This is a genomic window from Epibacterium sp. MM17-32 (assembly GCF_022348205.1).
In the GTDB taxonomy this organism is placed as follows: domain Bacteria; phylum Pseudomonadota; class Alphaproteobacteria; order Rhodobacterales; family Rhodobacteraceae; genus Epibacterium.
In genome coordinates, this window is sequence record NZ_JAKRFC010000021.1 from 20,549 (window position 1) to 46,291 (window position 25,743).

At 64.7% G+C, this 25,743-nt stretch carries 18 protein-coding genes and 1 pseudogene; 5 read left to right on the forward strand and 14 right to left on the reverse strand.

The features are described from left to right. Positions 1–33: 33 nt before the first annotated feature. The 4 genes from cobT to MHM88_RS21470 all read left to right on the forward strand — a co-directional run bounded on the left by cobT (position 34) and on the right by MHM88_RS21470 (position 6,024). Entirely contained in the window at positions 34–1,911 is a 1,878-nt protein-coding gene (cobT, locus tag MHM88_RS21455; protein WP_239324106.1) for a cobaltochelatase subunit CobT, read from the forward strand. 431 nt (positions 1,912–2,342) lie between these two features. After that, a complete protein-coding gene (locus MHM88_RS21460; protein ID WP_239368879.1) occupies positions 2,343–4,127 on the forward strand; it encodes an aminopeptidase P family protein in 1,785 nt (594 codons plus the stop codon). Between the two features lie 61 nt (positions 4,128–4,188). Next, entirely contained in the window at positions 4,189–4,530 is a 342-nt protein-coding gene (locus MHM88_RS21465) for a DUF427 domain-containing protein (protein ID WP_239324102.1), read from the forward strand. Between the two features lie 534 nt (positions 4,531–5,064). Beyond that, a complete protein-coding gene (locus tag MHM88_RS21470) occupies positions 5,065–6,024 on the forward strand; it encodes a LysR family transcriptional regulator (protein WP_239368881.1) in 960 nt (319 codons plus the stop codon). A gap of 29 nt (positions 6,025–6,053) precedes the next feature. On the opposite strand, the pseudogene MHM88_RS21475 reads toward MHM88_RS21470, so the two are convergent. The 14 genes and pseudogenes from MHM88_RS21475 to ftsW all read right to left on the reverse strand — a co-directional run bounded on the left by MHM88_RS21475 (position 6,054) and on the right by ftsW (position 24,297). Further along, positions 6,054–7,735, reverse strand: a pseudogene (locus MHM88_RS21475) (chloride channel protein). 87 nt (positions 7,736–7,822) lie between these two features. Beyond that, positions 7,823–9,472 carry a DNA repair protein RecN gene (recN, locus tag MHM88_RS21480; RefSeq protein WP_239368883.1) on the reverse strand — a complete coding sequence of 550 codons (1,650 nt, stop codon included), beginning with the start codon at positions 9,470–9,472 and terminating at the stop codon, positions 7,823–7,825. Positions 9,473–9,548: 76 nt separating this feature from the next. Next, positions 9,549–10,400: an outer membrane protein assembly factor BamD gene (locus MHM88_RS21485; RefSeq protein ID WP_239368885.1), complete on the reverse strand. Its 852-nt coding sequence runs from the start codon at positions 10,398–10,400 to the stop codon at positions 9,549–9,551. Between the two features lie 328 nt (positions 10,401–10,728). Continuing rightward, positions 10,729–11,664 carry a UDP-3-O-acyl-N-acetylglucosamine deacetylase gene (gene lpxC / locus MHM88_RS21490; RefSeq protein WP_239324096.1) on the reverse strand — a complete coding sequence of 312 codons (936 nt, stop codon included), beginning with the start codon at positions 11,662–11,664 and terminating at the stop codon, positions 10,729–10,731. Between the two features lie 209 nt (positions 11,665–11,873). Then, the gene (ftsZ, locus tag MHM88_RS21495; protein ID WP_239368887.1) at positions 11,874–13,628 is read right to left on the reverse strand and encodes a cell division protein FtsZ; all 1,755 of its coding nucleotides are present in this window, start codon (positions 13,626–13,628) and stop codon (positions 11,874–11,876) included. A 419-nt stretch (positions 13,629–14,047) separates the two neighbouring features. Continuing rightward, positions 14,048–15,382, reverse strand: a complete 1,335-nt coding sequence (gene ftsA, locus MHM88_RS21500; RefSeq protein WP_009179265.1) for a cell division protein FtsA — start codon at positions 15,380–15,382, stop codon at positions 14,048–14,050. A 1-nt stretch (position 15,383) separates the two neighbouring features. Beyond that, positions 15,384–16,283, reverse strand: a complete 900-nt coding sequence (locus MHM88_RS21505) for a cell division protein FtsQ/DivIB (RefSeq protein ID WP_239324093.1) — start codon at positions 16,281–16,283, stop codon at positions 15,384–15,386. Then, positions 16,271–17,155, reverse strand: a complete 885-nt coding sequence (locus MHM88_RS21510; protein WP_239324145.1) for a D-alanine--D-alanine ligase — start codon at positions 17,153–17,155, stop codon at positions 16,271–16,273. The genes MHM88_RS21505 and MHM88_RS21510 overlap by 13 nt, the downstream gene beginning before the upstream one ends. 344 nt (positions 17,156–17,499) lie before the next feature. Then, positions 17,500–18,426, reverse strand: coding sequence for a UDP-N-acetylmuramate dehydrogenase (gene murB / locus MHM88_RS21515; protein ID WP_239368889.1), 927 nt, complete (start codon positions 18,424–18,426; stop codon positions 17,500–17,502). Between the two features lie 153 nt (positions 18,427–18,579). After that, positions 18,580–20,115: a DUF6161 domain-containing protein gene (locus tag MHM88_RS21520; protein WP_239368891.1), complete on the reverse strand. Its 1,536-nt coding sequence runs from the start codon at positions 20,113–20,115 to the stop codon at positions 18,580–18,582. Between the two features lie 59 nt (positions 20,116–20,174). Continuing rightward, entirely contained in the window at positions 20,175–20,423 is a 249-nt protein-coding gene (locus MHM88_RS21525) for a DUF2484 family protein (protein WP_239368893.1), read from the reverse strand. Positions 20,424–20,577: 154 nt separating this feature from the next. Beyond that, a complete protein-coding gene (murC, locus tag MHM88_RS21530) occupies positions 20,578–21,987 on the reverse strand; it encodes a UDP-N-acetylmuramate--L-alanine ligase (protein WP_239324087.1) in 1,410 nt (469 codons plus the stop codon). Next, a complete protein-coding gene (locus MHM88_RS21535; RefSeq protein ID WP_239368895.1) occupies positions 21,984–23,081 on the reverse strand; it encodes a UDP-N-acetylglucosamine--N-acetylmuramyl-(pentapeptide) pyrophosphoryl-undecaprenol N-acetylglucosamine transferase in 1,098 nt (365 codons plus the stop codon). Before MHM88_RS21535 ends, murC begins: the two co-directional genes overlap by 4 nt. A gap of 46 nt (positions 23,082–23,127) precedes the next feature. Next, positions 23,128–24,297 (reverse strand): putative lipid II flippase FtsW, encoded by a 1,170-nt coding sequence (gene ftsW, locus MHM88_RS21540; RefSeq protein ID WP_239324083.1) that lies wholly within the window; start codon positions 24,295–24,297, stop codon positions 23,128–23,130. Positions 24,298–24,560: 263 nt separating this feature from the next. Between ftsW and MHM88_RS21545 the strand changes: the two genes are divergently transcribed. After that, complete coding sequence (locus tag MHM88_RS21545; RefSeq protein ID WP_239368897.1) at positions 24,561–25,742, forward strand: NAD(P)/FAD-dependent oxidoreductase; 1,182 nt, start codon at positions 24,561–24,563, stop codon at positions 25,740–25,742. Position 25,743 lies beyond the last annotated feature (1 nt).

Sequence of the window (25,743 nt, forward strand, 5' to 3'; positions counted from 1 at the left end):
AAGGACGAATGCTTGCCCTAGGAGCACCGGTTCATGACCAAACCCTCAGATAACCCCGCAGATCCGTTCAAAAAGGCGCTGGCCGAGGCCACCAAGGTCATGGCCGACGATACCGAACTGACGGTGAACTACTCGGTCGACCCCTCGGGCATGAGCGGCGACACCATGCGCCTTCCGCAGGTCTCGCGCCGGATGACCCGCGAAGAGGTACTGCTCGCCCGCGGCACCGCCGACGCACTTGCCCTGCGCCGCAAATACCACGACGAAGGCGTCGCCAGCCGCTATGCGCCATCAGGCGATATGGCGCGCGAGCTTTATGACGCGATGGAAAGCGCGCGGTGCGAGGCGATGGGCGCCCGCGACATGCCCGGCACCGCCTCCAATATCGACGTCAAGATCCAGAACGAGGCGCTGCGGCGCGGCTACGATCAGGTCACCTCCTCCTCCGAAGCGCCGCTCGCGGTCTCTGCCGGCTATCTCATCCGCCACCTCGCCACCGGCCGCCCACTGCCGGAGGCTGCCGCCAACGTGATGGAACTGTGGCGCGGCTTTATCGAGGCGCAAGCCGGTGAAACTCTGGAAAACCTCGACGAAACCATCGCCGACCAGGCCACCTTCGCCAAATTCGCTCGCCGGGTGATTTCCGATCTCGGCTACGGCGATCAGTTGGGCGACGATCCGGACGACCTCGATGACGAGATGAACGACGAGTCCGAGGAAACCGCCGAGGAAGAGGAACAGCCCGACAGCTCCGGCCAGGACGACAGCGAAGAGGAAGAGGCCGACGCCTCTCCCGAACAGGCCCAGGAACAGCAGCAGGACGAAAGCCAGGCCCAGGTCTCTGCCGACGACATGGCCGAGGAAGAGATCACCGACGAGACCGAAATGCCCGATGGCGAGGCCCCGCAGGAGCCCCCCGCGCCGCCGCCGGTCTCGGACGCCGATCCCGACTATCGTGTGTTCCTTGATGCGCATGACGAGGAAATCGCCGCCGAGGACCTGGCCGAACCGGCGGAGCTGGAGCGCCTGCGCGCCTATCTCGACCAGCAGCTGGAGCCGCTCAAAGGCGCGGTCTCGCGGCTCGCCAACAAGCTGCAACGCCGGCTGCAAGCGCAGCAGAACCGCTCCTGGGAGTTCGACAAGGAAGAAGGCGTGCTGGATGCGGGCCGTCTGGCGCGCGTCGTGGCCAATCCGACCACACCGCTGTCCTTCAAGGTCGAAAAGGACATGGAATTCCGCGACACGGTGGTGACGCTGCTGCTCGATAACTCCGGCTCCATGCGGGGCCGACCGATTTCCATTGCCGCGATCTGCGCCGATGTTCTGGCCCGCACGCTGGAGCGTTGCAACGTCAAGGTCGAGATCCTCGGCTTCACCACCCGCGCGTGGAAGGGCGGGCTCTCGCGCGAGGCCTGGCTGAACGACGGGCGCCCGCAATTGCCGGGCCGCCTGAACGACCTGCGCCACATCATCTACAAGGGGGCCGACGCGCCCTGGCGCCGGGTGCGCCCGAACCTTGGCTTGATGATGAAAGAGGGGCTGCTGAAGGAAAACATCGACGGCGAGGCGCTGGAATGGGCGCACCGGCGCATGGTCGGACGCCCCGAAGCGCGCAAGATCCTGATGGTGATCTCCGATGGCGCGCCGGTGGATGATTCCACGCTTTCGGTGAACCCGGCGAACTATCTCGAAAAACACCTGCGTGACGTGATCGCGATGGTGGAGAAGAAGAAGCAGGTGGAGCTGCTGGCGATCGGCATCGGCCATGACGTGACCCGCTATTATGACCGCGCGGTGACCATAACCGATGTGGAGCAACTCGCCGGCGCCATGACCGAACAGCTGGCGGCGCTGTTCGACAGCGATCCACGCGCCCGTGCCCGTGTGATGGGGATGCGCAAGGTCAGCTGACCTCCCGTCCGTTTGCGCCTGCGGCGGGCGCAGGGCTCCCGCCCCTTTGCCCCGCATCACAGATGCAAGACAAAGCCTTGGGCCCGGCCGCGCGCCTGACGGCGCGCGGCTCCAGCGCACCCCTGCAAACGTCACGCACCAAGAACGGCGTAGCGCACCCGCGCCGCGCCTCCCCCCGGGAGGCGCGACGCCCGGCCCAACGGGCGCCCGGGGTCCCGCAAGGGAGGCTGGGCAACGGGCGGGAGCCCCCTCCGCCCCCTCTCCCGGGGCATCACGCCACATGGGCTTGTCTGCGCGGGCGTGATCTGTAACAAAACAACTCCCGGTCACCGCACGCCGTAACCCGGCGCCTGTCGCGACAGCACCGATGATGCCCCACCCACCTGCCTTCTGCCCCTCCGGGGTCCGGGCCTCGCCATCAGGAGAGAGAGATGTTTCAGACCTTCGATGTCACCGCACGCCCGGAACAGGGACCGGATCGCCTTGCCGCGCTGCGGGCGCAGCTGGAAACCGAAGGCTACGACGGCTTCCTGATCCCCCGCGCCGATGCCCATCAGGGCGAATATGTCGCCGCGCACGACGAACGCCTGTCCTGGCTGACCGGCTTCACCGGATCGGCGGGGTTCTGCGCCGCCCTGCGCCAGGTCGCCGGGGTCTTCATCGACGGGCGCTACCGCACCCAGGTGAAAGAGCAGGTCGCCGATGTCTACACCCCCGTGCCCTGGCCCGAAATCACGCTGGGAGACTGGCTGCTGGACCACCTGCCCGAGGGCGGCACCATCGCCTATGACCCCTGGCTGCACGCCGCCCAGGAGATCCGCGATCTCACCACCCGTCTCGACGGCAGCGGCATCACGCTGGTGGAGACGGACAACCTCATCGACCGGATCTGGCAGGATCAACCCGCCCCGCCGATGCAGCCCGCTGTCCCGCACCCCGACGAGATCGCGGGCGAAAGCGCAGCCGACAAGATCAACCGCCTCGCCGCCGACCTGCGCAGGGCCGGCCAGGCCGCCGCCGTCATCACGCTGCCCGACAGCATCATGTGGCTTCTGAACCTGCGCGGCAGCGACATTCCCCGCAATCCGGTCGCCCATGGGTTTGCCATCCTGCACGCGGATGGGCGCGTGGATCTCTTCATGGCCGCCGCAAAACTCACCGATCTGCGCCTCGACCCGAGCGTCAGCCGCCACGCCCCTGAGACCTTCCTCGATGCGGTTGCGCGCCTCGACGGCAAGATCGCCGGCGACATCCGCAGCCTGCCGCAGGCTGTGGCCAAGGTGCTGGGGCCGCAACTGGTCGCTTCCGGTGATCCCTGCGCCCTGCCCAAGGCCCGCAAGAACGCCGCCGAAATCGCCGGCAGCGCCGCCGCCCATGAACGCGACGGTGCGGCGGTGGCGGAAACCCTTGCCTGGCTCGATGCCCAGACCCCGGGCACCGTGACCGAAATCGACGTGGTCAAGACGCTGGAAGGGTTTCGCGCCGCCGATCCCAGCCTGCGCGATATCAGCTTTGAGACGATCTCCGGCACCGGCCCCCATGGCGCCGTGATCCACTACCGGGTTACCGAGGACACCAACGCAACGCTCCAGGACGGCCACCTGCTGGTGCTCGACAGCGGTGGGCAGTATCTCGACGGCACCACCGACATCACCCGCACCATCGCCATCGGCACCCCGGGCCGCGCCGAGGCCGAGGCCTTCACCCGCGTGCTGCAAGGCATGATCGCCATGTCCCGCCTGCGCTGGCCCGAGGGCCGCACGGGACGCGAGCTGGAGGCGATCGGCCGCCTGCCCCTGTGGATGGCGGGGCAGGATTTCAATCACGGGCTGGGCCATGGCGTCGGCGCGTTCCTCAGCGTGCACGAGGGGCCACAGGGGCTGTCGCGGCTCAACACCGTGCCGCTGGAGCCGGGCATGATCCTGTCCAACGAACCCGGCTACTACCGCGAGGGCGCCTTTGGCATCCGGATCGAAAATCTCCTGGTGGTCGAGACAGCGCCAGCCCTTGACACCGGCGACGCAGACCGCAAGATGCTGTCGTGGCGCACGCTGACGTTTGCGCCCATCGACCGCCGTCTGGTGGTGCCCGAGATGCTGTCCCCGGGCGAGCGCGACTGGCTCAACAGCTATCACGCAGAGGTATATCACAAGATCGCACCGCGCCTGAGCGCGTCGGCGGCCAAGTGGTTGGACGCGGCCTGTGCGCCGCTCTGATACTCGACTGTTACATTGACCGGGCAGAAGCCTTACCAAAGCTAGAAGGAGGGGGAACCCGATGAGCAAGATCACGATCCGCAAAGCGACAGGCAGATGGGTTGTCCGTTCGGGCGGCGCCGTTCTGGGCGAGACGTCCAATGCGCTGGAACTGAGCGAGGGCGATCTGGCCCCGGTGATCTACTTCCCCCGGGAAGACGTCGCCATGGCCTTCCTCGACAAAACCGAGAAGACCACCCATTGCCCACACAAGGGCGATGCCACCTATTATTCCATCGTCAACAAATCCTCGGTCACCGCCGATGCGGTCTGGAGCTATGAAACCCCGCTGGACGCGGTTGCGCAGATCAAGGGCCATCTGGCCTTTCTGCCGCTGGACTCCGTCAAGGTGGAACAGGTCTGAGCCGGTCCCACCGCTGCGGTGTTCCGACATCAAGATCTCAAATGCAAAGCCGGGCAGGACTGCCCGGCTTTTTTGCAACAGTTTCCGGTTTTTTCTCGGACAGGCTGCCGGAAATTTCAAATTCCCGAAGTTTCCGCCTGTTTGCGTCCCCGAAATGTCGTGAAAAAGGATGACGCGTTTCTGCGGCGCGCATGACCGCAGCCGGCACTCCCTACAATTGTAGAGGATTTTTACCGTCGTTTAATTCAGCCGGCCAGCAGCGATTCACACAGACTTCGTCGCATGAAATCAGCCCCATCCCGGTCCTGAGACTCTTGGGAATTGCATGTTGTTTCAACAACATAGTCAATGAGGGCCGTCAGTGCCGCCCGCTCATTTTCCTGCTCTGTCTTTGTCCTCGCGGACGCGATCTCTTGCGGACCGCCTGCCCAAGCACGCATTATTATCTTCCACCCGATGCCTGCTATTGTTAATCTTTTGGTAATAAAACTGCCCGGGTTAACCTTTGTTATCAAGTAAAATGTGGGGCGCGTTATGCAGCGAATTGATATTTCCCAAATCAGCGGGCGGGTATTGCGGGTTTTCCTCACAGTTTATGATGAGAAATCCGTCAGCCGCGCCGCCGAAGTGCTCAACAGCAGCCAATCCACGGTGAGCCATAATCTGGAGAAACTGCGCGGATTACTGGGCGATACTCTGTTTGTGCAATCCGGTCGCGGGATCGTGCCCAGTGCCCGCGCCGATGCCCTGGCCCCAAAGGTGCGCCGCATCCTGGTCGATCTCGAAGCGCTCGCCGATCAGGGGATCTATGATCCGGTGACCGACCCCGACCCTTTTGTGATCGCGCTCAGCACCAGCATTCTCGACACCGAGATGGAGACGATTGCCAAGGCGCTGCGCGCGAGCCTGCCGCAGAAACACGTGATCTTTCGCGACCTTGGCACCAGCGGGGTGATCGAGCCGCTGCTGGACTCCCGTCATGTGGACGTGGTGCTGACCCTGCGACCGCGCAGCTACCCCAATACGCTCAGCCGGCTGCCGCTGTTTCAGGACCACATGCGGGTGTTCTACGATCCGAACGCCCGCGGCCCTGTCTCCAGCGTCGAGGACTACTGCGCCGCCGCGCATGCCACCGTGGCCATCGGCCAGGGCCGCAAGAGCCTGCTGCAAGGTGAACTGGACGCGCTGTCGATCCATCGCCGGATCGTGCTTGGCGCCCCCAACCTGTGGGCCCTGATCCGGCTGATGCGCGGCACCGACATGATCGCCAGCCTGCCCGCCCGCGTCGCCCGCACCGCGGGGGATGTGCTGGCGTCCTCGCCCTTCCCCATCGATCTCGCGCCGATGCAGTTCGACATGGTCTGGCACCGGCGCTATGCAAACTCCGCGCGGCTCGAATGGCTGCTGATGGCGATCAAGACGGCGCTGAGCGAACGCTCCGATCTGCTGCACGATGCGACGCAACAGGCCCTGCGCAGCGCCCTGAGCCGCTGAGCGCGCGACCCCGCAGCGCCGTTACCGCATCATCGGTGTTCTTCGGCCGAAACCGCCACCAGCGCGCGGTTGTAGGCCTTGAGCGCATCCAGATGGTGGATCACCCCGATCAGCCTCAGCGCCGGCTCTCCGGTCTCCGCGGCGCGGGCCTCCTCCTCGACCACGGGCAGGAACTCCACATCCGCCCGGTCAAAGATCGGCAAGGCCGCCTCCAGCGTCGCGGTCGGGCTGATCGCGATCCCCTCCGCCATCAGCGCCTCTGCCCCTTCCGGGTCGGAGGCCGACAGCGGCCGCATCACCTTGCCCACCTGCAAGGTGGCCAGCAGGTAGGACTGCGGCCCGGCGGCGCAGCGCAGGTTGCGTTTCTCCAGCTGGGTGAGAAAGAACGACCGGTCCACCAGCCGCGAGGCCAGCGCCGTGGACATGGAAATCGACACCATCACCGCCAGGCCGATCTGCCAGTCGCCGGTCAGCTCGAACACGATAAGGGTTGTGGAAATCGGCGCGCCCAGCACCGCCGCTGCCACCGCCCCCATGCCCGCAAAGGCATAGAGCGTATGGGTGCCGGACACATCCGGCAGCACCGCGGTGGCAATCAGACCAAACGCGAGCCCGGTCAGCGCCCCCACCATCAGCGAGGGCGAGAACACGCCGCCGCCCATGCGCCCGCCCATGGTGATCGACACCGCAGCCACCTTCACGATGGCAAACAGGATCGCCTGCATCAGCACCAGTTGACCGGAAAGCGCCAGCACCGTGGTCTCATAGCCGACCCCGATGATATGGGGAAACCAGATCGCGATCAGCCCCAACAGCAGCCCCGCCCCCGCCGGGCGCAGCCAGCGCGGCACGTGCAGCGCCGATTGCAGCATGGTGCCCATCCGGTCCGCCATGAAGATGGAGTGCATCAGCACCACCGCCACCACGCCGCAGATCAGCCCCAGCATCAGAAAGGCGGGCAGCTCCACATAGAATTGCAACGCGCCGGGGGTGGTCAGCACAAACTCGGTCACATCGCCGTATTCGAGCCGGTTGATGACCGTGCCCGCCACCGAGGCCACCACGATCGGCGCAAAGGCATTGACCGAGAAATGCCGCAGCACCACCTCCATCGCAAACAGCGCCCCGGCAATCGGCGCGTTGAAGCTCGCCGACACCGCTGCTGCCACCGCGCAGCCCAGCAGGTCGCGCCCGGTGACACCATCGGCGCGGATGCGCTCGCTGACCCAGGTGGAGATCATCCCCGCCATATGCACCACCGGCCCCTCCCGCCCGGAGGAGCCGCCGGTGGACAGGGTCAGGAAGGACGCACAGGCCGAGGCCAGCCCCTCGCGGATTTCCGCAGGGCCGCGCCCTCGATCACATCGGCGACCGAGCGCACCCGCCCGTCCGGCGTGAAACGATGCAGGATGAGACCGACCACCAGCCCGCCCGCCACCGGCACCGCCAGCAGCAGATACCAGGGCAGCGTCGCGGCAAAACTATGCAGGTAATCCACGTCCTCAGCGCCATAGACCGCGCCCTGAAGCGCCGTGATCCCCTTGCGAAAGAACAGCGCCGCAAAGCCCGCAAGCACCCCGATCACCAGCGCGATCAGCCAGAACTGGATCTGGCTCGGCCCCCGATGCACCAACACCCGCCGTGCATCCGCAAGTTTCGCCCGGGTCTGGGCGAAATAGGCGGACAGGGCGGAACGGTGCTGGGGCGCCATCAGGGATCTCCGATCAATTGAGTAATAAATCAGACGCGCGCGGTGCCCAAGAGGGATATCGAAGAGATCTTTCCGTGGGGTAAACCGTCATTCGACCGTCAAGAGCGCCTGTGCGGCGGCGCGCGCCTCCGGCGTGATCCGATCCCCGGAGACCATGCGGGCGATCTCGTCGACCCGCTCGGCCGCATCCAGCGGCACCACCTCGGACAGGGTCACGCCCTCTGCGACCGATTTCTGCACCCGCCAGTGATGCGCGCCCTGGGCCGCCACCTGCGGCGAATGGGTCACCACCAGCACCTGGCTGCCATCGGCCAGCGCCTTCAGGCGACGGCCCACCGCATCTGCCGTCGCGCCGCCCACGCCCCGGTCGATCTCGTCAAAGATCAGCGTCTTTTCAGCATCCTCGCCGCGCAGACAGACCTTCAGCGCCAGCAGGAACCGGCTGAGTTCGCCACCGGAGGCAATCTTGTTCAACGGTCCCGCCGGAGCGCCGGGATTGGTCGCCACGGTAAAGGCCACGGCGTCGACGCCCTCGGGGCCCGGATCGGCCGGGGTGATGCAGGTCTCGAACACCGCCCGCTCCATCTTGAGCGGCGCCAGCTCTGCCATCACCGCCGCATCCAGGGTGGCGGCGCTGTCGCGGCGTTTTGCCGACAGCCGGTCCGCCGCCGCCTGATAGGCCTGCTCCGCTGCCTTCAGCGCCTGTTCCTGATCGGCCAGGTTCTGATCGCCGGCATCCAGCGCCTGCAACTTCTCGCGCAGAACATCCGCATGGGCGGCCAGCTCGTCCGGCTGCACGTTGTGCTTGCGCGCCATCGCCCGGATCGCAAACAGGCGCTCCTCGCAATCCTCCAGATCGCCGGGGTTGAACTCCAGCCCCTCAAGGAAGCGTTCGACCCCGTCCTGGGCCTCGCCCAGTTCGATCATCGCCCGGCTCAGGGCGGCCAGCGGCGGCTCCAGCGCCTCGCCCGCATCCCCGGCAACCGCCTCCAGCCAGCGCTGCGCCTCGCCCATGGCCCCCTCTGCCCCTTCGGACAGCAGGCTGTGGGCGCGGGCAATGTCGCCGCGAATGCGTTCGGCGGCCTGCATCCGGCGGCGCTGTTCGTCCAGGCTCTCGTCCTCGCCGGGTTCGGGGCTGAGCTGGTCCAGCTCCGCCACCGCATGGCGCAGGAATTCCTCCTCGGCGCGCACCGCGTCCAGGGCTTCCCGCGTGTCCTCGACCTGTTTGCGGGCCTGCGCCACGGTGGCCCAGGCGCTGCGCACCTCGTCGACCTGTGCCGCCACACCGGCAAACTCATCCAGCATCGCGCGGTGGCCGCGCGGGTTCAAAAGCCCCCGGTCGTCATGCTGGCCGTGCAGCTCCAGCAGCGTGTCCGACAGCGCCCGCAGCACCTCGCCCGAGCAGCGCCGGTCGTTGACCCAGGCGGTCTTGCGGCCATCGGCGGTGTTGACCCGGCGCAGCAGCAGGCTGTCGGAGACCGGCAATCCCGCCTCTTCCAGGACCGCACGCGCCGCATGACCCTCGGGCAGATCGAATTCCGCCACCACCTCGCCCTGCGCGGCCCCCTGCCGCACCAGCGCGGCACGGCCCCGCCAGCCCAGCACAAAGCCGAGCGAATCCAGCAGGATCGACTTGCCCGCCCCGGTTTCCCCGGTCAGCACGTTCAGACCCGGCTGGAAGGTCAGTTCCAGATGGTCGATGATCAGAAGGTCGCGAATATCAAGCGCGCGCAGCATCAAGATGCCCCGTAAAAAGCGCACCCCGATCCGGCGGACCCGCCCTGGGGACCCGAGTGCGCGAAACCGATACCGATCAGAGCCATTCGCCCTTGATCGACTGACGATAGATTTTGGCCAACCAGTTGTTGCCGCGATCCTTTGGCTTCAGCCCCTGAGAGGTCAGCAGCCGGAAACTGTCTTCGTACCACTCCGTCGAGCGGAAATTGTGGCCGAGAATCGCGCCGGCGGACTGCGCCTCTTCGGTCAGGCCCAGCGACAGATAGGCCTCCACCAGACGGTGCAGCGCTTCGGGCGTGTGCGATGTGGTCTGGAAATCCTCCACCACCACGCGGAACCGGTTGATCGCCGCGCTGTAGTGCTGCCCCTTCAGGTAGTAGCGGCCGATCTCCATTTCCTTGCCCGCCAGATGGTCAAAGGCGAGGTCGAATTTCAGAATCGCCGATGTGGCATATTCGCTGTCGGGATAGACCTCGATCACCGTGCGCAGCGCCTGAAGCGCCTGGAAGGTCAGCCCCTGATCGCGGCCCACCTCGTCGATCTGGTCATAATAGCTCAGCGCCAGCAGATACTGCGCATAGGACGCGTCCTCGTCCGTCGGGTAGAAGTCGATATAGCGCTGCGCCGCCGACCGGCTGTTCTCGTAATCCTTGGCCTGGTGATAGGTAAAGGCCTGCATGATCAGGGCCTGCTTGGCCCATTCCGAATAGGGGTAAAGCCGCTCCACCTCGGAAAAGAAATAGGCCGCGTCCTCTTCCCGGTCGCGGGCCAGCTCGAATTCGCCGCGCTCGTAGATCTGGGCCGGAGAGAAAACCTCCAGGTTCTGCGAGGCCTGCCGTGCGTCGCCATCCGCGCCACCACATGCGGCGAGAGTCGCCATCAGTGCGACCGCTCCGATCCCTTTGGCTGCTGCCCTGATGCCGATCATTCCTGCCTCACTTCACCGTCTCGTTGACCCCCGCGCGGGGCGTCCTCTTTGTCTGTGCGGAGGCGGATTGCGGAACATTCGGCCCCGGCACCGCCACGGTCTAGCACATTCATATGATGTGCAAAACGCCTTTCACACTGCTCCCGTTCAATTGGCAGAGAAAGCCGGTGAGGGTCAAGGCTGCAAGCCGCGCCGATGCGATCCGCCACCGGGGAATTCCGGGCCCCGGCGCCCCGGGGACGGGAAATGCCGGCGGCCGAAACGAAAAACGGCTGGCGCAGCGCCAGCCGGGATCGCATGTGTCACGTCTGCGGGGCCCCGCCCCGTCTCAGGCGACGCGGCGCACCTGGGCGGGGATTTCGGACCACACCAGCCCCTGCCCCGGCAGGCGGGCGGTCATGATCGGGTCACAGGTGACCAGGCGCACCGCACCCGGCTCTGCAAAAAGCGCCCGAAGCAGCGTGTTGGTCAGCGAGTGGCCCGCCTTCTCGCCCACATAATGGCCAAAGATCGGCAGCCCCGCCAGCGCCAGATCCCCCAGCGCGTCCAGCATCTTGTGGCGCACCGGCTCGTCCGAGTGCCGCAGGCCGGAGCCCGCATGCACGACAGGGCCGTCGAAGACCACCGCGTTTTCGCCCGGCAGACCGCCCAGGGCCAAGCCGTTGGCCTGCATCGCCTCCACATCGGCGCGACGGCAGAAGGTGCGGCTGTCGCAGAGTTCGCGGGCAAACGTGCCGTTGCGCAGATCCAGCTCGCGGCTCTGATGGCCAATGCCTTCTTCGGCGAACTCGATGTCAAAGGAGATTTTCAGCCGGTCGCATGGCAGCAGGGTCGCCCGCGCCTCGCGGGTTTCCACCATCACCGGTTTCAGCACTTCCCAGGCCTGCACCGCAACGCCAAGGCGATGGATGCCGGTGGCCATGATCTCGCGCACGAACTGCGCCGAGGACCCGTCCATGATCGGCACTTCCGGCCCGTCCAGCTCAACCCGGGCGTTGTGGACGCCACAGCCAGCCAGCGCCGCCATGATGTGCTCCACGGTGGAGACGGACACGCCGGCGCGGTTCACCAGCCGGGTGCACAGCGCGGTACGCTCCACCATGTCCCAGCGCGCCGGGATGGTGGTGTCGCCCAATGCGATGTCAGTCCGTTTGAAGGTGATGCCATGCCCTGCCCCGGCAGGATGCACGATCATCCTGGCCGGTTTGCCGGAATGCAAACCAATCCCATCAAAGGTGACTGCTGCTTTGAGCGTGTTTTGCACAACGTGCCTCTTGGGTTGCCTGCGGCCTCAAGGACCGCGTCGAGGGTACACCTAAGGGCTCCGCCGCTGCCTCACAATTCAATCTTTGCAACCGAATGTAACATCGAAAAAACAACTCGGCAGAAGGTCGCTCAGGACAGGCTAATACGCTGTTTCAAAACGAAAAAGAGCCGCCAAACGGCGGCTCTTTTAAGGTGTATTGTGAGCAGTTAGTTGGCCTGGCGACGCAGGAACGCGGGGATTTCGATGCGCTCCTGATCCTCGTCATAGGGCTGCTCCGCCTGCTGCGGCTGGGCGTTCTGGACACTCGGCTGCACCCGCTGCGCGGCCTGCGGGCGGTTCTGCGTGGTTTCCTGCGGATGCCCCGTCATGCGGTTGATCAGCGAGTTGAGACCAAAGCGGCGCTGCTCCTGCGCATCGGCGGTGCGGCGCTGCGGCTGTTGCTGCTGCGCCTGCGGTGCTGCCGCCGGTTGCGCGCCATGCTGCTGCGGTGCTTTCTGCGCGCCCTGGTGACGCTGCGCGGCCTCGCGCAGACGCACGATGGCATCCTGCGACGGTGTTCCGGGCGCCGGTGCACGCGGCGCGACAAAAGCTTCTTCCGGCGCGGCAGCAGGACGCTGTTGCGGCTGAGGCTGCGGTTGCGGCGCGGGCTGTTGTGCCTGCGCCTGCGGTGCGGGCTGCGCCGTTTGCGGTTGCGGCTGGTAGGCCGGCGGCGGCAGGCCGTCATTGGCGTCGGCGCTTTCGCTCACGTCTTCAAACAGCTCGTCGGAGGCCTGTGCCGTGTTTGCCTGTTCGCGGTCGAACTCGGAAAACAGCGAGGGCTCCTGTCCGGCGGGCGCTTCTGCGGCTGCGGGCTGTGCAGCCGGGGTCGCAGCGGGCGCGGTCTCGACCGGCTCGGTCAGTTCCAGCGGCGCGCGGCGGCTTTCTTCCACGCTGACGGTCTTGGTCAGCGGCGCGGACATCGGACGGCGCGGCACCGGAACGTCATGCACCATGTCGCTCGCATCGATGCCGGTGGCGACGACGGAAACGCGCATCTTGCCTTCCATATCGGTGTCGAGGGTGGAACCAACGATGATATTGGCGTCCGGGTCGACTTCTTCGCGGATCCGGTTGGCGGCCTCGTCCAGCTCGAACAGGGTGAGGTCATGCGCACCGGTGATATTGATGAGCACGCCCTTGGCGCCCTTGAGGCTGATCTCGTCGAGCAGCGGGTTGGCGATGGCCTTCTCGGCGGCCTGGATGGCGCGATCTTCGCCCTCGGCCTCGCCGGTGCCCATCATCGCCTTGCCCATCTCGTCCATGACCGCACGCACGTCGGCAAAGTCGAGGTTGATGAGACCCGGACGCACCATCAGGTCGGTGACGCCCTTGACGCCCTGATAGAGAACGTCATCAGCCAGAGAGAACGCCTCGGTAAAGGTGGTCTTCTCATTGGCCAGACGGAACAGGTTCTGGTTCGGAATGATGATCAGCGTGTCAACGACCTTCTGGAGGCTTTCGACACCCTCCTCGGCCTGACGCATGCGCTTGGCGCCTTCGAACTGGAACGGCTTGGTCACGACACCCACGGTCAGAACGCCCAGCTCACGCGCGGCCTGCGCGATGATCGGCGCTGCGCCGGTGCCGGTGCCGCCGCCCATGCCGGCGGTGATAAAGCACATATGCGCGCCCGCCAGATGATCCACGATCTGTTCGATGCTTTCTTCCGCCGCAGCCGATCCGACCGAGGGGCGCGCGCCGGCGCCCAGGCCTTCGGTCACTTTGACGCCCAGCTGCACGCGGTTCTGAGCCGCGTTCTGCTGCAACGCCTGCGCGTCGGTATTGGCCACGACGAAGTCCACACCTTCAAGCTGCTTGGCGATCATGTTGTTCACGGCATTGCCGCCAGCACCGCCCACACCGAACACGGTGATCTTTGGCTTCAGGTCTTCTTCTCCGGGCATCGAAAGGTTCAGGGTCATGCTCTTTCCGCCTGTGGTTTTAGCCCTCCCGCAAGGGCGTCGATTGTCACTATTCTGCCTCAATCCTATCGCGATGCATGAGTCTCGTCATCCCCAAAAGCGCATTGCCCCACAAAATATGGACCAAACTGAGGGGATTCTTGCCGGATTTCGCCATTCAGGCGAAATATTGAGGGTCAGGAGCTACTCACACACAACAGGACAGAGACCGCACATGGCAAGCCATGTCGCGCAGATCGGTCAAATTGTGCTGGCGAACCCCTGCTCGGCCTCGCGCATCGCTGATTTCAGCGTATTGGGGCCTTTTTATCGCATCCCGACGCCGCTGTCACCCGCAATGTGGAGAAGCTGTGGGAAACCTGTGGATAACCCCGCCGGCGGTGGCGGCCATCGGCAAACCTCTGCCGAGCGCCGCGATCCTACCAGTTGTCCTTGAACCAACGCACGACGCGGCGCATCGACCCACCCGCCATCCGGTCCACCGGCGCGTCGAAATCCCACCATTCATCCTGCGGATGGGCAGCAAAAAGACACATTCCCACCGCCGAGGCAAAGCCCGGCCCGGTCACCGCCTGCGGCAGCCCGTGTACCCGCATCGGGCGCCCCAGACGCACCTGCTGGCCCAGGATGCGGCTTGCAAGCCCATCCAGCCCGAGGATCTGGCTGGAGCCACCGGTCAGAACGATTTGCTGGCTCGGCAGATGGTCGAACCCGGCCGCATCCAGCCGGACGCGCACCTCCTCCAGGATCTCCTCGACCCGGGGGCGCATGATCCCAATGAGTTCCGCCCGGCTAACCGTGCGGCGGTCGCGCTCCCAGTCGCCGGTCTCGCCGCCGATATCGATCATGTCCCGGTCATCCGCCCCGGTGGCATGCACGCCGCCGGACATGGTCTTGATGCGCTCGGCGGTGGCGGTTGGCACCCCAAGCCCCATGGAAATGTCGCTGGTGATGTGATCGCCGCCCATGCGCACCGCATCGGCATAGATCATGTGTTTCTTCATGAAGATCGACACCGAGGTGGTTCCGCCCCCCATGTCGATACAGGCCGCACCCAGCTCCTGCTCATCCTCGACAAGGGCGGAAATACCCGACACATAGGCCGAGGACGCAATCCCCGCCAGCTCCAGATCACAGCGCTGCACGCAGCGCACCAGGTTCTGGATCGCCGCCGCCTCCACCGTCAGCATATGCATATCCACCGACAGCGCCTGCCCCATCTGGCCGCGCGGGTCTTCAAGACCGGAACGATTGTCGAGTGCGAAATTCACCGGCTGCGCGTGCAGCACCTCGCGCCCCGCACCATATTCCGGCACCTCACAGGCGGCCAGCACGCGGGCGATTTCATTCTCGGTGACTTCCTGCCCTTCGAGTTCGACCGTGGCGTCCAGCCCATAAGAGCGCGGCAGCGCGCCGGAGAAACAGGCAATCACATGATCGACCCGCACCTCGGCCATCTTCTGCGCCGCCTGAACGGCGGTGCGGATGGCGCGCTCGGTTTCCTGCATGGCGGAAATCTCGCCAAACTGCACCCCGCGCGAGCGGGTGGTTGCCGCGCCGATGACGCGAAACCCCGACTGCCCCGCCAGCGAACCGATGGAGTTGTCCTCGCTCAGCCGCCCGATGCCGTCAAACCGCAGCACCAGACAGGAGATCTTGGAACTGCCCACATCCAGAATGGCCACCACACCGCGTTGCATGGCCTGGCGGCGCATCTGCCGCATCGCACGTTGGGATTGATACAGGTCTGTCATATCAATAGGAGCTCTCGTTCAATTGGCGGATGCGCCACCAGTCCTCGACGGCCGGTGCATTCATCCGCACGGTCAGGCGGGTCGGCAGGCGCAGATCAACCACCGCCACATCCCGTTCCAAAAGGTCTTTGACTTCGCTGACGGCGATCACCCGCTCCAGCGCCGCCACCGGGCGCTCGACCGGCAACTGGATGCGCTGACCGCGATCCAGCACCACGTCCCAGCGCCGCTCGCCGATGCGCACAAGACCACGCAGCCGTTCGCCCAGCGGACGCGCCGCCGCAAACAGCCGCAGCGCTTCGGCGGCGCGTTTGTCCGCGCCCCGCCCCGCAATCAGCGGCAGGTCCGGATGCAGGCTGCGCTGACCCAGCTCCGCAACAAAAGCGCCGGTGTCATCCAGCAGCGCCAGCCCGTCGCGGCTGCGCCAGACAATGGCGGGCTGACGCTCCACCACATCGACTTGCAGAATGCCGCCGGGGCGAATGCGCACCGCCGCCGTTTTCACCGGATCAAGCCCCACGATCAACTCGCGGATCGCCGCCAGATCGAGATCAAAGGAACTGAGCGGCAGATCCAGCGCCGTCACCTCGCGAATGTCGGTGGCGACACTGTCTCCCGCCCCGTCGATCGCCATCACGTTGACCATGAATTCCGGCCGGGTCTCGAAGGACGCCCGCGCCTCGGCATAAAGCCCCATGAGATGGTCCCGCCGCGCCTCATCCGCCAGGTAGCCGCCGATCGCCGCCGCCAGCAGGCAGGTCGGCACGCCCAATCGCAGCCCCGTGCGAATGCCGGGGGTCAGCATCCAGCGCTGGATGCGATACTTCAGGCGCGAGGGCGCCGGATCGGCCTTGCCCTCGGCGGCTTGCTTCCTGCGTTTCGCCCCGGTCAGCGCTCGCATGAGGCATCCTCCACCAGCCAGGCGCAGAAGGCACCAAAGGACAGGCCGCAATGCTCCGCCTGTTCCGGCGTCAGGGAGGTCGGCGTCATGCCAGGCTGGGTGTTGGTCTCCAGCAGCACCAGCCCCGCCGCGCCGCGCGCCTCATCCCAGCGGAAATCCGTGCGCGACACGCCCCGGCACCCCAGCACCTGATGGGCGCGCACCGCATAGTCCAGACAGAGCTGCGTGATCTCCTCGGGCAGCTCCGCCGGCAGCACATGGCGCGAGCCGCCATCGGCATATTTCGCCTCGTAGTCATACCAGCCATCGGTGAGGATGTCGGTCACGCACAGCGCCCGCTCTCCCATCACCGTCACGGTCAGCTCGCGGCCCGGCGCATAGGTCTCCACCATCACTTCGGCGGGCATGTCCTGCGACAGCTGCGGCGGGCTGTTGGCCGCCTCCCAGACGATATAGATCCCGACCGAGGAGCCTTCGTTGTTGGGTTTAACCACATAGGGCGGCGCCATCACATGCGCGGCCATGACATCGGCCTTGGCGGCAATCACGCTGTCCACCACCGGCAGGCCCGCGGTGCGATAGGCCGCCTTGGAGCGTTCCTTGTCCATCGCCAGCGCCGAGGCCAGCACGCCCGAATGCGTATAGGGGATGCGCAGCCATTCCAGGATGCCCTGCACGCAGCCATCCTCGCCCCAACGGCCATGCAGCGCGTTGAAGACCACATCCGGCTTGATGTCCTTGAGTTGCGCCACGAGGTCCGGGCCCGCATCGACCTCGACCACCTCATAGCCTTCGCCCCTCAGCGCGCGGGCGCATTCACGCCCCGTCGACAGTGACACCTCGCGCTCGGCAGAGGGGCCACCCATCAACATCGCAACCTTCGGGAGTGTTCCGCTCGCTCCACCCACGATCACTGCCTCAATTATACCCGGGCGTTTGCGCCCATTTTATCATTCTCGCAGGCCCGGTTTTCCGGCTCCCGCATAGCAAATCCGCATTCCGGCAGCGGGGGCCTGTTCCCCATCGCCAGCATGTCACGCATGCCTGTGGTCCAGGACGATGCCCGCGGCAATCAGGATATGACCAAAACCTTACGGCTTGATTAACCAAGATTGCCAACCGGAGCCGACGCCCGCCGTGACACCTGAACCACCCGCCCTCGACCAGCATGTCGCCAGACTGGGGCAATCGTATGAATTCACTGGGTTTTCTAGGATCACGACCGCTCAGGATCGCCAACACGCATGATTTCCCACTCTAGCCAAATGCCGGAGTCCGCGTAAACCTTTTTTCGCACATTTTCGCCAAGACCTTCAAGATCTGCGGCGGTTGCGCCACCCGCGTTAATCATGAAATTGGAATGTTTCTCGCTCATCTGCGCCCCGCCAAGGGTCGCCCCGCGCATCCCGGCGTTGTCGATCACCTTCCAGGCCTTCAGATCCATCACGTCATCGGCCCTGCCGGTAGAGGAAAACCCGGCCGGATTGCGGAAGGTCGAGCCTGCCGAACGCTCTTTGGTGGGCTGGCTTTCATCGCGCTTTTGCAGCTGCGCCTGCATCCGGTCGGCCAGCGCCGCGGGGTCGCCCGCCGGGCCGCGCAGGGTGGCAGAGACCAGCACCGCGCCCGCGGGCAGCTCGGTCTGGCGATACCGGAATTGCAGGTCCTCGGCGGTCAGCGTGGTCAGGCTGCCATCGCGCAGCACCACCTGCGCCGAGACAAAGACATCCGCCACATAGGCGCCATAGCAGCCCGCGTTCATCCGCACCGCGCCGCCGATGCTGCCGGGGATGGTCCGCAAGAAGGTCAGATCGACGCCCGCCTCCGCCGATTTGCGCGCCACATGGCTGTCCAGCGCCGCGGCCCCCGCGGTGACGGTATCGCCGTCCACGTCAATCCCGTTAAAGCCCCGCCCGAGCCGGATCACCACCGCCCGCAAACCGCCATCGCGCACGATCAGGTTCGACCCCACGCCCATCGGGAACACCGTCACCTCGGCGGGCAGATCCCGCAGGAAGCTTTGCAAATCCTCCAGATCCGCAGGCTGAAACAGGTAATCCGCCGGCCCGCCCACGCGCAGCCAGGTCAGGTCTGAAAGGTCACGGTTCGGCGTCAGCCGCCCGCGCACGGCAGGAAGATCGGTCATGGTGGCTCGTCTCTGGTTTCAGGGCGGGTTTAGGCCATGCGCGTGCCGAGGAAAACCCCCGCGCCCGCGCCACCCGTCGATCACGCATTTCATGCCGAGCGCCCGCCCCGGTGTCTGCGCTTCGCCCCCGATCTCGGTCGGACGCTTAGCACATCATTTCGACAGTAGCTTACTCAGCGCAGCTGTCAGCGAGGGATCGATCCCGCTATCCTCTTTAATTATGCCATCTGAACTCGGTCGAAACAGAGCCGCATAAACAAGCGCGCGCTGGTCCCTAGCCTCATCCGTCACGCTATCGCCTTCATTAATCAGCCCAATATAGGCCTGTGCGAAAGCCCGGCGCTCGCGCGCATCCAGCGCCAAATGTCGCTCTGACAGGTATTCCTTCATTTGGATACGCGCAAACCACAGCGCCAGAGTCAGCAAGGTCAGCACCGAACCCGATACGATCATGCCCCTAAAGCTGAAACCATTGCAAAGCTCAGGCTTATTGATCGGGTCACAGCCAACCGGCGTCAAAACCCGTTCCAATATTTCATTGCCAAAGCAGAGCACACTGATGATCGCAACAATCAGCCCCGCAACGAGAAAAAGTGCCCTCAGATACCCTGTCCATGCTTTATCACGCCGTTCGGTGTGTTCCTTTTCTTTTTCCTGCCAGAGCTCAACCGGGGCCTTGATCTTCTGATCCTCAACAAAACTCGCCAGCGCGGTTGAGAACTTGTCCTGATAATCCGCGCTTAACGCGTCAAAGGAGGATTGAAAGTGCTTTTTCTGCGCGTCTATCTCATTTGAGAGCGCGGAATATCGTTCGTGAAGTGCTTCATTCTCTTTGGAAAGCAATGGCAAGCGCTCTTCCAGCGAGGACACTTCATCCTGCAGACTGTCCATTGTGGATTGCAGCACATGTTGCCGCTCGTCGATCACATCCATGTTGGTGGATCGGGACCGCGCATTTTTAACACGCCCCTGCTTGATCCTCTCGATTGCCACGCCCACAGCTTCTGGACCGGCATCCCAGACCTCAGGTTCGATCAGCGCAACCTGTTCCAGCAGGTCCCAGTCGGGCGGGTTGGTGACGGGGTCGAGCATCTGCTCGTACCACTCCATCCAGAACGACCAATCACCTACGGCGTTATGGAGCCTTGCGAACAGTCTGACGATATCACGACCTATAGGGTTCTCATCTACCCAAAGCGGCAACTGCCAAACATCTTCGTTTTGCGATACAGCCAAGCAGTCATTTCGCATATTGTCGATGGCGATTTCATCAGCCAATCCCGCATCGACATACTTATTTGACTTACCAAACTCACGAAAAGCAGCAAGCGCAGCACCGATTGATGTACGCATCGCGTTAACGTTGCCGACCACAAAGACTGAAGCAAATACTGCTGTCTCGACTTTACTCCTTTTTGCAACGGAATGCCGGCGAGCCAAGTCCGCAGCTTTGGTACGCAACCTAGCATTAGCGGTTTCATGAGCGACTGATGACAAGAGCAGCGCTCGAATACCTGCCAATGCTAATTGCTCGCCTCGTGACTGGTCAGTTTCAATCGCCTGACGTAGAAATATGGGAAACACCCTGAGAGCCATTCGAAGCGCAACCGCCACAATGACTTCCTGGGGTTGCCCATCCAACCATTTCATCAGGCTGTCTTGATCCGTAATCTCGCTAATCTCAATCATCGCCGCCTCAAAATACCCTTGCGCTCAACTTGAGGCAGCATGGAAAGCTTGGCAAGCGCTTAACCTCTGCGCAATCCGCGCAGCCAGCGTACCAGATGGATCACCGGCCAGCGCAGGATCGACATGCCCGCAACCAGCATCGCCAGCCCCCACCAGGGGCCGTTCTCCAGGGTCACATAGCCGAGGATCGGGATGCCGAGGGCAATCAGCACATAGGCCCGGGACCAGTGGTTGTCCTTTGACGGGAGCATTGCCAGCACGTTCGCCAGCACCACCCAGAGGCACGCGAGGATCAGGGAGGTGTTCATGGGCGCGCCCCTCCCGCCATTGAGATGTCGCAGATGCCACCCGGAGCGCCTCCTGCGGCGCCGTCGCCAGCCCCCCGGCCCCCATCGGCAAGGCGCAAGGCGGACAGCATCCCTGTCCCCTCCCCTGCCATCGCGGGCCGGAGTGCGCGCGCCCTCACCCCTGCAGCCTTTCGGGCAGGCCGTTGGCCCAGGCGGAAATGGTACCGGCCCCGAGGCAGACCACCATGTCGCCGGGGCGGGTCTGTTCGCGCACCAGGCGCAGCAGGTCGTCCTCGTTGAGGATCGCGCGGGCATGACGGTGGCCATGGCGGATCAGACCCGCCACCAGATCATCGCGGCTGGCGCCCTCAATCGGGTCCTCACCGGCGGCAAAGACCTCGGCAATGGCGACCACATCGGCGTCGTTGAAACAGGCGCAGAAATCGTCGAACAGGCTCGACAGGCGCGAATAGCGGTGCGGCTGGTGTACCGCGATGACCCGACCGTCGCCCTCAGATCCGATCGCCTGACGCGCGGCCTTCAGCACCGCGGCAATCTCGACCGGGTGGTGGCCGTAATCGTCGATGATGGTGACGCCGTCGACTTCGCCAACCTTGGTGAAGCGCCGGTTCACGCCGCCAAAGGCCGCAAGTGCCGTGCGGATCTCATCCAGCTTCATGCCGAGGTGACGGCACACCGCCACCGCCGACAGCGCGTTAGAGACGTTGTGATCGCCCGGCATCGGCAGCGTGCAGCCTTCGATCTTCTGCCCTTCGGCCTGAAGCAGGATGTCGAAATGCGCCACGCCGCCCTTGTACGTCAGGTTCACCGCCCGCACGTCCGCTTGTGCGTTAAAGCCATAGGTCACCACGCGGCGGTCCGAAATCCGCCCCACCAGCGCCTGCACCTCGGCGTGATCGGTGCAGCAGACCGCAAGACCGTAAAAGGGAATGTTGGAGACAAACTCGTAAAACCCGTCGCGCAGCCGGTCAAAGTCGCCCCAGTGTTCCATATGCTCGGGGTCGATATTGGTCACCACGGCGATGGTAGCGGGCAGCCGATTAAAGGTGCCGTCGCTCTCGTCGGCCTCAACCACCATCCACTCGCCCTGCCCCATCCGCGCGTTCGATCCATAGGCGTGGATGATGCCGCCGTTGACCACGGTAGGATCAAAACCGCCCGCGACCATCAACTCGGCCATCATGGTGGTGGTGGTGGTCTTGCCGTGGGTGCCGCCGATGGCGATGTTGGATTTGAGCCGCATCAGTTCGGCCAGCATCTCGGCCCGGCGCACCACCGGCAGGCCGCGCGCGCGCGCCTCATCCAGTTCGGCATTGCCGGGTTTGATCGCAGAAGAAATCACCACCACTTCGGCGTTTTCCAGGTTCTCGGCGCGCTGGCCCTCAAACACGGTGGCCCCGAGGGTTTCCAGCCGCTGGGTGATCTTGGAGGATTTCAGATCCGAGCCCTGCACCACATAGCCGAGATTGAGCAGAACTTCGGCGATGCCAGACATACCGATGCCGCCGATGCCGACAAAATGGATCGGGCCAACGTCGCCGGGCAGTTTGGTGGCAGGGGTCATGGGGCAGCTTCCTCGGACAATTGTTCAACACACGCCACCAGACGATCCGTGGCATCGGGAATGCCTGTGCTCAATGCGGCATTCGCCATCTTGGTGGCCCCTTGGGCATTGGTCAGGACTGCGGCGATTTGCTCTGACAGTGATGCGGTGTCAAGGGCGCTCTCCGGGATGCGGATCGCCGCCCCGGCCTCGACCAGCCCGCGGGCATTGGCGGTCTGGTGATCCCCTGCAGCTGTGGCCAGCGGGATCAGGATCGAGGGCCGTCCAATGACGGAAATATCGGCAATCGACGACGCACCGGAGCGCGAGATCACCAGCTGCGCCTCCGAAATCCGCGCAGGCACATCGGTAAAGAACGGCTGCACCTCGGCATCAATCCCGGCATCGGCGTAAAACTGCGCAACACGCGCCTGATCTTCGTCGCGGGCCTGATGGCTGACGCGCAAATGGCGGCGCACCTCATCCGGCAGCGCGGCGATCGCGCCGGGCACCACATCCGACAGGATGCGCGCGCCCTGGCTGCCGCCGATCACCAATAGTGACATCGGATAATCGCCGGGCGGAATATAAGGCGCGCCCTGACGTTCCAGCACCGCGCCGCGCACCGGATTGCCGACATGCACGCCCTGCGCGCCCTCCGGCAGATCGGTCGGCCAGACGCCGCACGCGACCTGCGCCACACGCGTGGCGAATTTCTGGTTCACCTTGCCCAGCACGCCGTTTTGTTCGTGGATCATGCGGGGCAGTCCCAACAACGTCGCCGCCCCCAGCGCCGGGATCGACGGGTAACCGCCAAAGCCGATCACCGCGTCAGGCCGCTCACGCCGCATCTCCAGCGCCATCGCCGCCACGCCCGCCGCGATCCGGGGCGCGACCATGGCCTTTGCCAGCAGGCCGCCACGGGCAAATGTCGCCGAGGACACTTCGGTGATCTCGGTCGAATGGGGAAAGCCGCCGGTATAGCGCGCGCCACGCGCATCGGTAGAAAGCTTCACCCGCCAGCCCTTGCGCAACATCGCCTCTGCCAGGGCCTGCGCGGGGAACATATGCCCCCCGGTGCCGCCCGCCGCCATCAGGAGCAGTTTCTGTGTCATCTCGTGCCTGCCTTCGCGTTCTTATCCGTTGACCGGCCCACCTCTCTTATCCGCGCCCACGGCCGCGCAAGGCGTCCGCGATTTCGCCCTGAGGTCGGGACCGGGTGAAGGCCAGGAGCATACCCATTGCGATGCCGCCTGCAATCAGGGAGGAGCCGCCATAGCTCACGAACGGCAAAGTCATGCCTTTCGCGGGCAGAAGACGCACCGCAACCCCCATGTTGATCATCGCCTGAACGCCGAATGTGCAGGCCAGACCCGCCCCGGCGAGGCGGATGAATGTGTCCCGCTCCCGCATCAGGCGGAACAGGGAGCGCACGACGATCATCGCATAGAGGAAGATGATGATGGAGACGAGCACCAGACCGTATTCCTCGGCCGCGACGGCAATGATGAAATCGGTATGCGCATCCGGCAGCGACCATTTCACCTGCCCCTCGCCGACGCCGACACCAAACAGGCCACCCTCACGGATCGCATTGGTGGCATAGCCAAGCTGCGTGGTCGGGTCGAGATCCGGGCTCAGGAAGCCATCGATGCGGCGGGCAAAATGTTCGGAGTTGGAATAGGCAACCACACCGCCAAAGATCACCACGCCCGCCATGCCCACCAAGAGCAGCATCGGCGCGCCGGCGACGAAATACATCACGCCCCAGCCAAACAGGATCAGACAGGCCTGCCCGAAATCCGGCTGCATCACCAGCAGCATCACCACCGACAGGCAGAGGCCAAAGGACAACAGCGTCCCGGGCGGGCCATAGATCTGCTGGCTGGCCGCGATCATCCAGGCCGCCAGCACGATGAAACCGGGCTTCAGGAATTCCGACGGTTGCAGCGAGGCAAAGCCGAGGCTGTACCAACGCACCGCCCCCTTGCCAAAGTCGGTGCCAAAGATCGGCAGCAGCGCCAGCGCCACAAACGCGCAGGCAAAGCCGATCACCGCCAGCCGTCGCACCAGCGTCGGCGACATCATCGAGGTCAGCACCATCGCCACCAGCGCGGTGCAGCCAAAAAAGGCCTGCCGTTGCACATAGTGGAAATTGTCGAACCCGTTGCGCGCCGCCAGCGGCACCGAGGCGGCCAGCCCCAGCAGCAACCCGATGATGAACAGGGTGATGACAAAGGTCATCGTCCACTTGTCCAGCGTCCGCCACCATTTCGGGAGGATCGGCTCCCCCTCTTGCGCGGGAAGCGCGCCATAGACCATCTCAGTCATGGGTTCACTGCCTTGGTTCGGCCCCGCAGGTGCAAATACAGATGCAAGGGCGCGTTTTGCCTCAAAAATATCCCTTTTTCGGGATTTATTGAGGAAACTGTACCCCGATTGCGACGCACAGGCCAGCCTCTTCCTGCCCTTCGTGCCGGGAAAATTCCGCTGCACCGCCGCAGATCCGTCACATTCGCATCAATTGCCGCAGGCCCGCGCCGGCCCGGAGGTGGCCGCTTGCGCGGCTGCGGCTTTCGTGGTCGATGCGCCCCATGCGGATAAAGACCCTGATTCTCGGCGCCGGCGCGGCTGGCATGATGTGTGCAGCCCATGCGGGCGGCGATTGCCTGGTGGTGGATCACGCCAGGAACCCGGGCGAGAAGATCCGCATCTCCGGCGGCGGGCGCTGCAACTTCACCAATATGTATGCCGCGCCCGAAAACTACATCTCTCAGAACCCGCATTTCTGCAAATCGGCCATGGCCCGTTACACCCAGTGGGATTTCATCGACCTTGTCACCCGCCACGGCATCGCCTGGCACGAAAAAACCCTCGGCCAACTGTTCTGCGACGACTCGGCCCGCCAAATCGTTGCCATGCTGGTGCAGGAGCTGCGCGATGCGGGCGCCGATCTGTGGTTGCAAACCTCGGTGGTGGACGTGCGCCACAGCACCGACGGATACACGGTCCGGCTGGAGCGTGAGGGCACGCCCGTCACCGTCACCGCGCAGAACCTGGTGCTGGCCACCGGCGGCAAGTCGATCCCCAAGATGGGCGCCACCGGGCTGGCCTATGACATCGCACAGCAGTTCGGCCTGCCGGTGCTGGACACCCGCCCCGGCCTCGTGCCCTTCACCTTTGGCGCGGAGCGGTTCAAGCCGCTGGCCGGCGTCGCCCTGCCCGCGCGGCTGTCGAACGCGCGCGCCAGTTTTGACGAGGCGCTGCTGTTCACCCATCGTGGCTTGTCGGGCCCGGCGGTGCTACAGATTTCCAGCTACTGGCAGGAAGGCGAGGAAATCACCGCGCATCTGCTGCCCGACGTCGATCTGTTCAGTGCCCTGCGCGACCAGCGCCAGCAAAGCGGGCGCAAGGATCTGACCACCGAGCTTGCGCGCCACCTGCCCGCCCGGCTGGTCGAAGACCTCGCCGCCGATGGTAGCCTCAAGGGACGCCTTGCGGACCAATCCGACGCCGCCTTGCAGGCGCTGTGCGACCGGCTGCACAACTGGCAGCTAAAGCCCACCGGCACCGAGGGCTACCGCACCGCCGAAGTGACCCTTGGCGGCATCGACACCGACGCGCTCTCCTCGCGCACGATGGAGGCCAAAGCGCAGCCCGGCCTCTATGCGATCGGCGAGGCGGTGGATGTCACCGGCTGGCTTGGCGGCTACAACTTCCAATGGGCCTGGGCCTCGGGCCATGCCGCCGGACAGGCCATCGCCAGCAGCGCCTGAT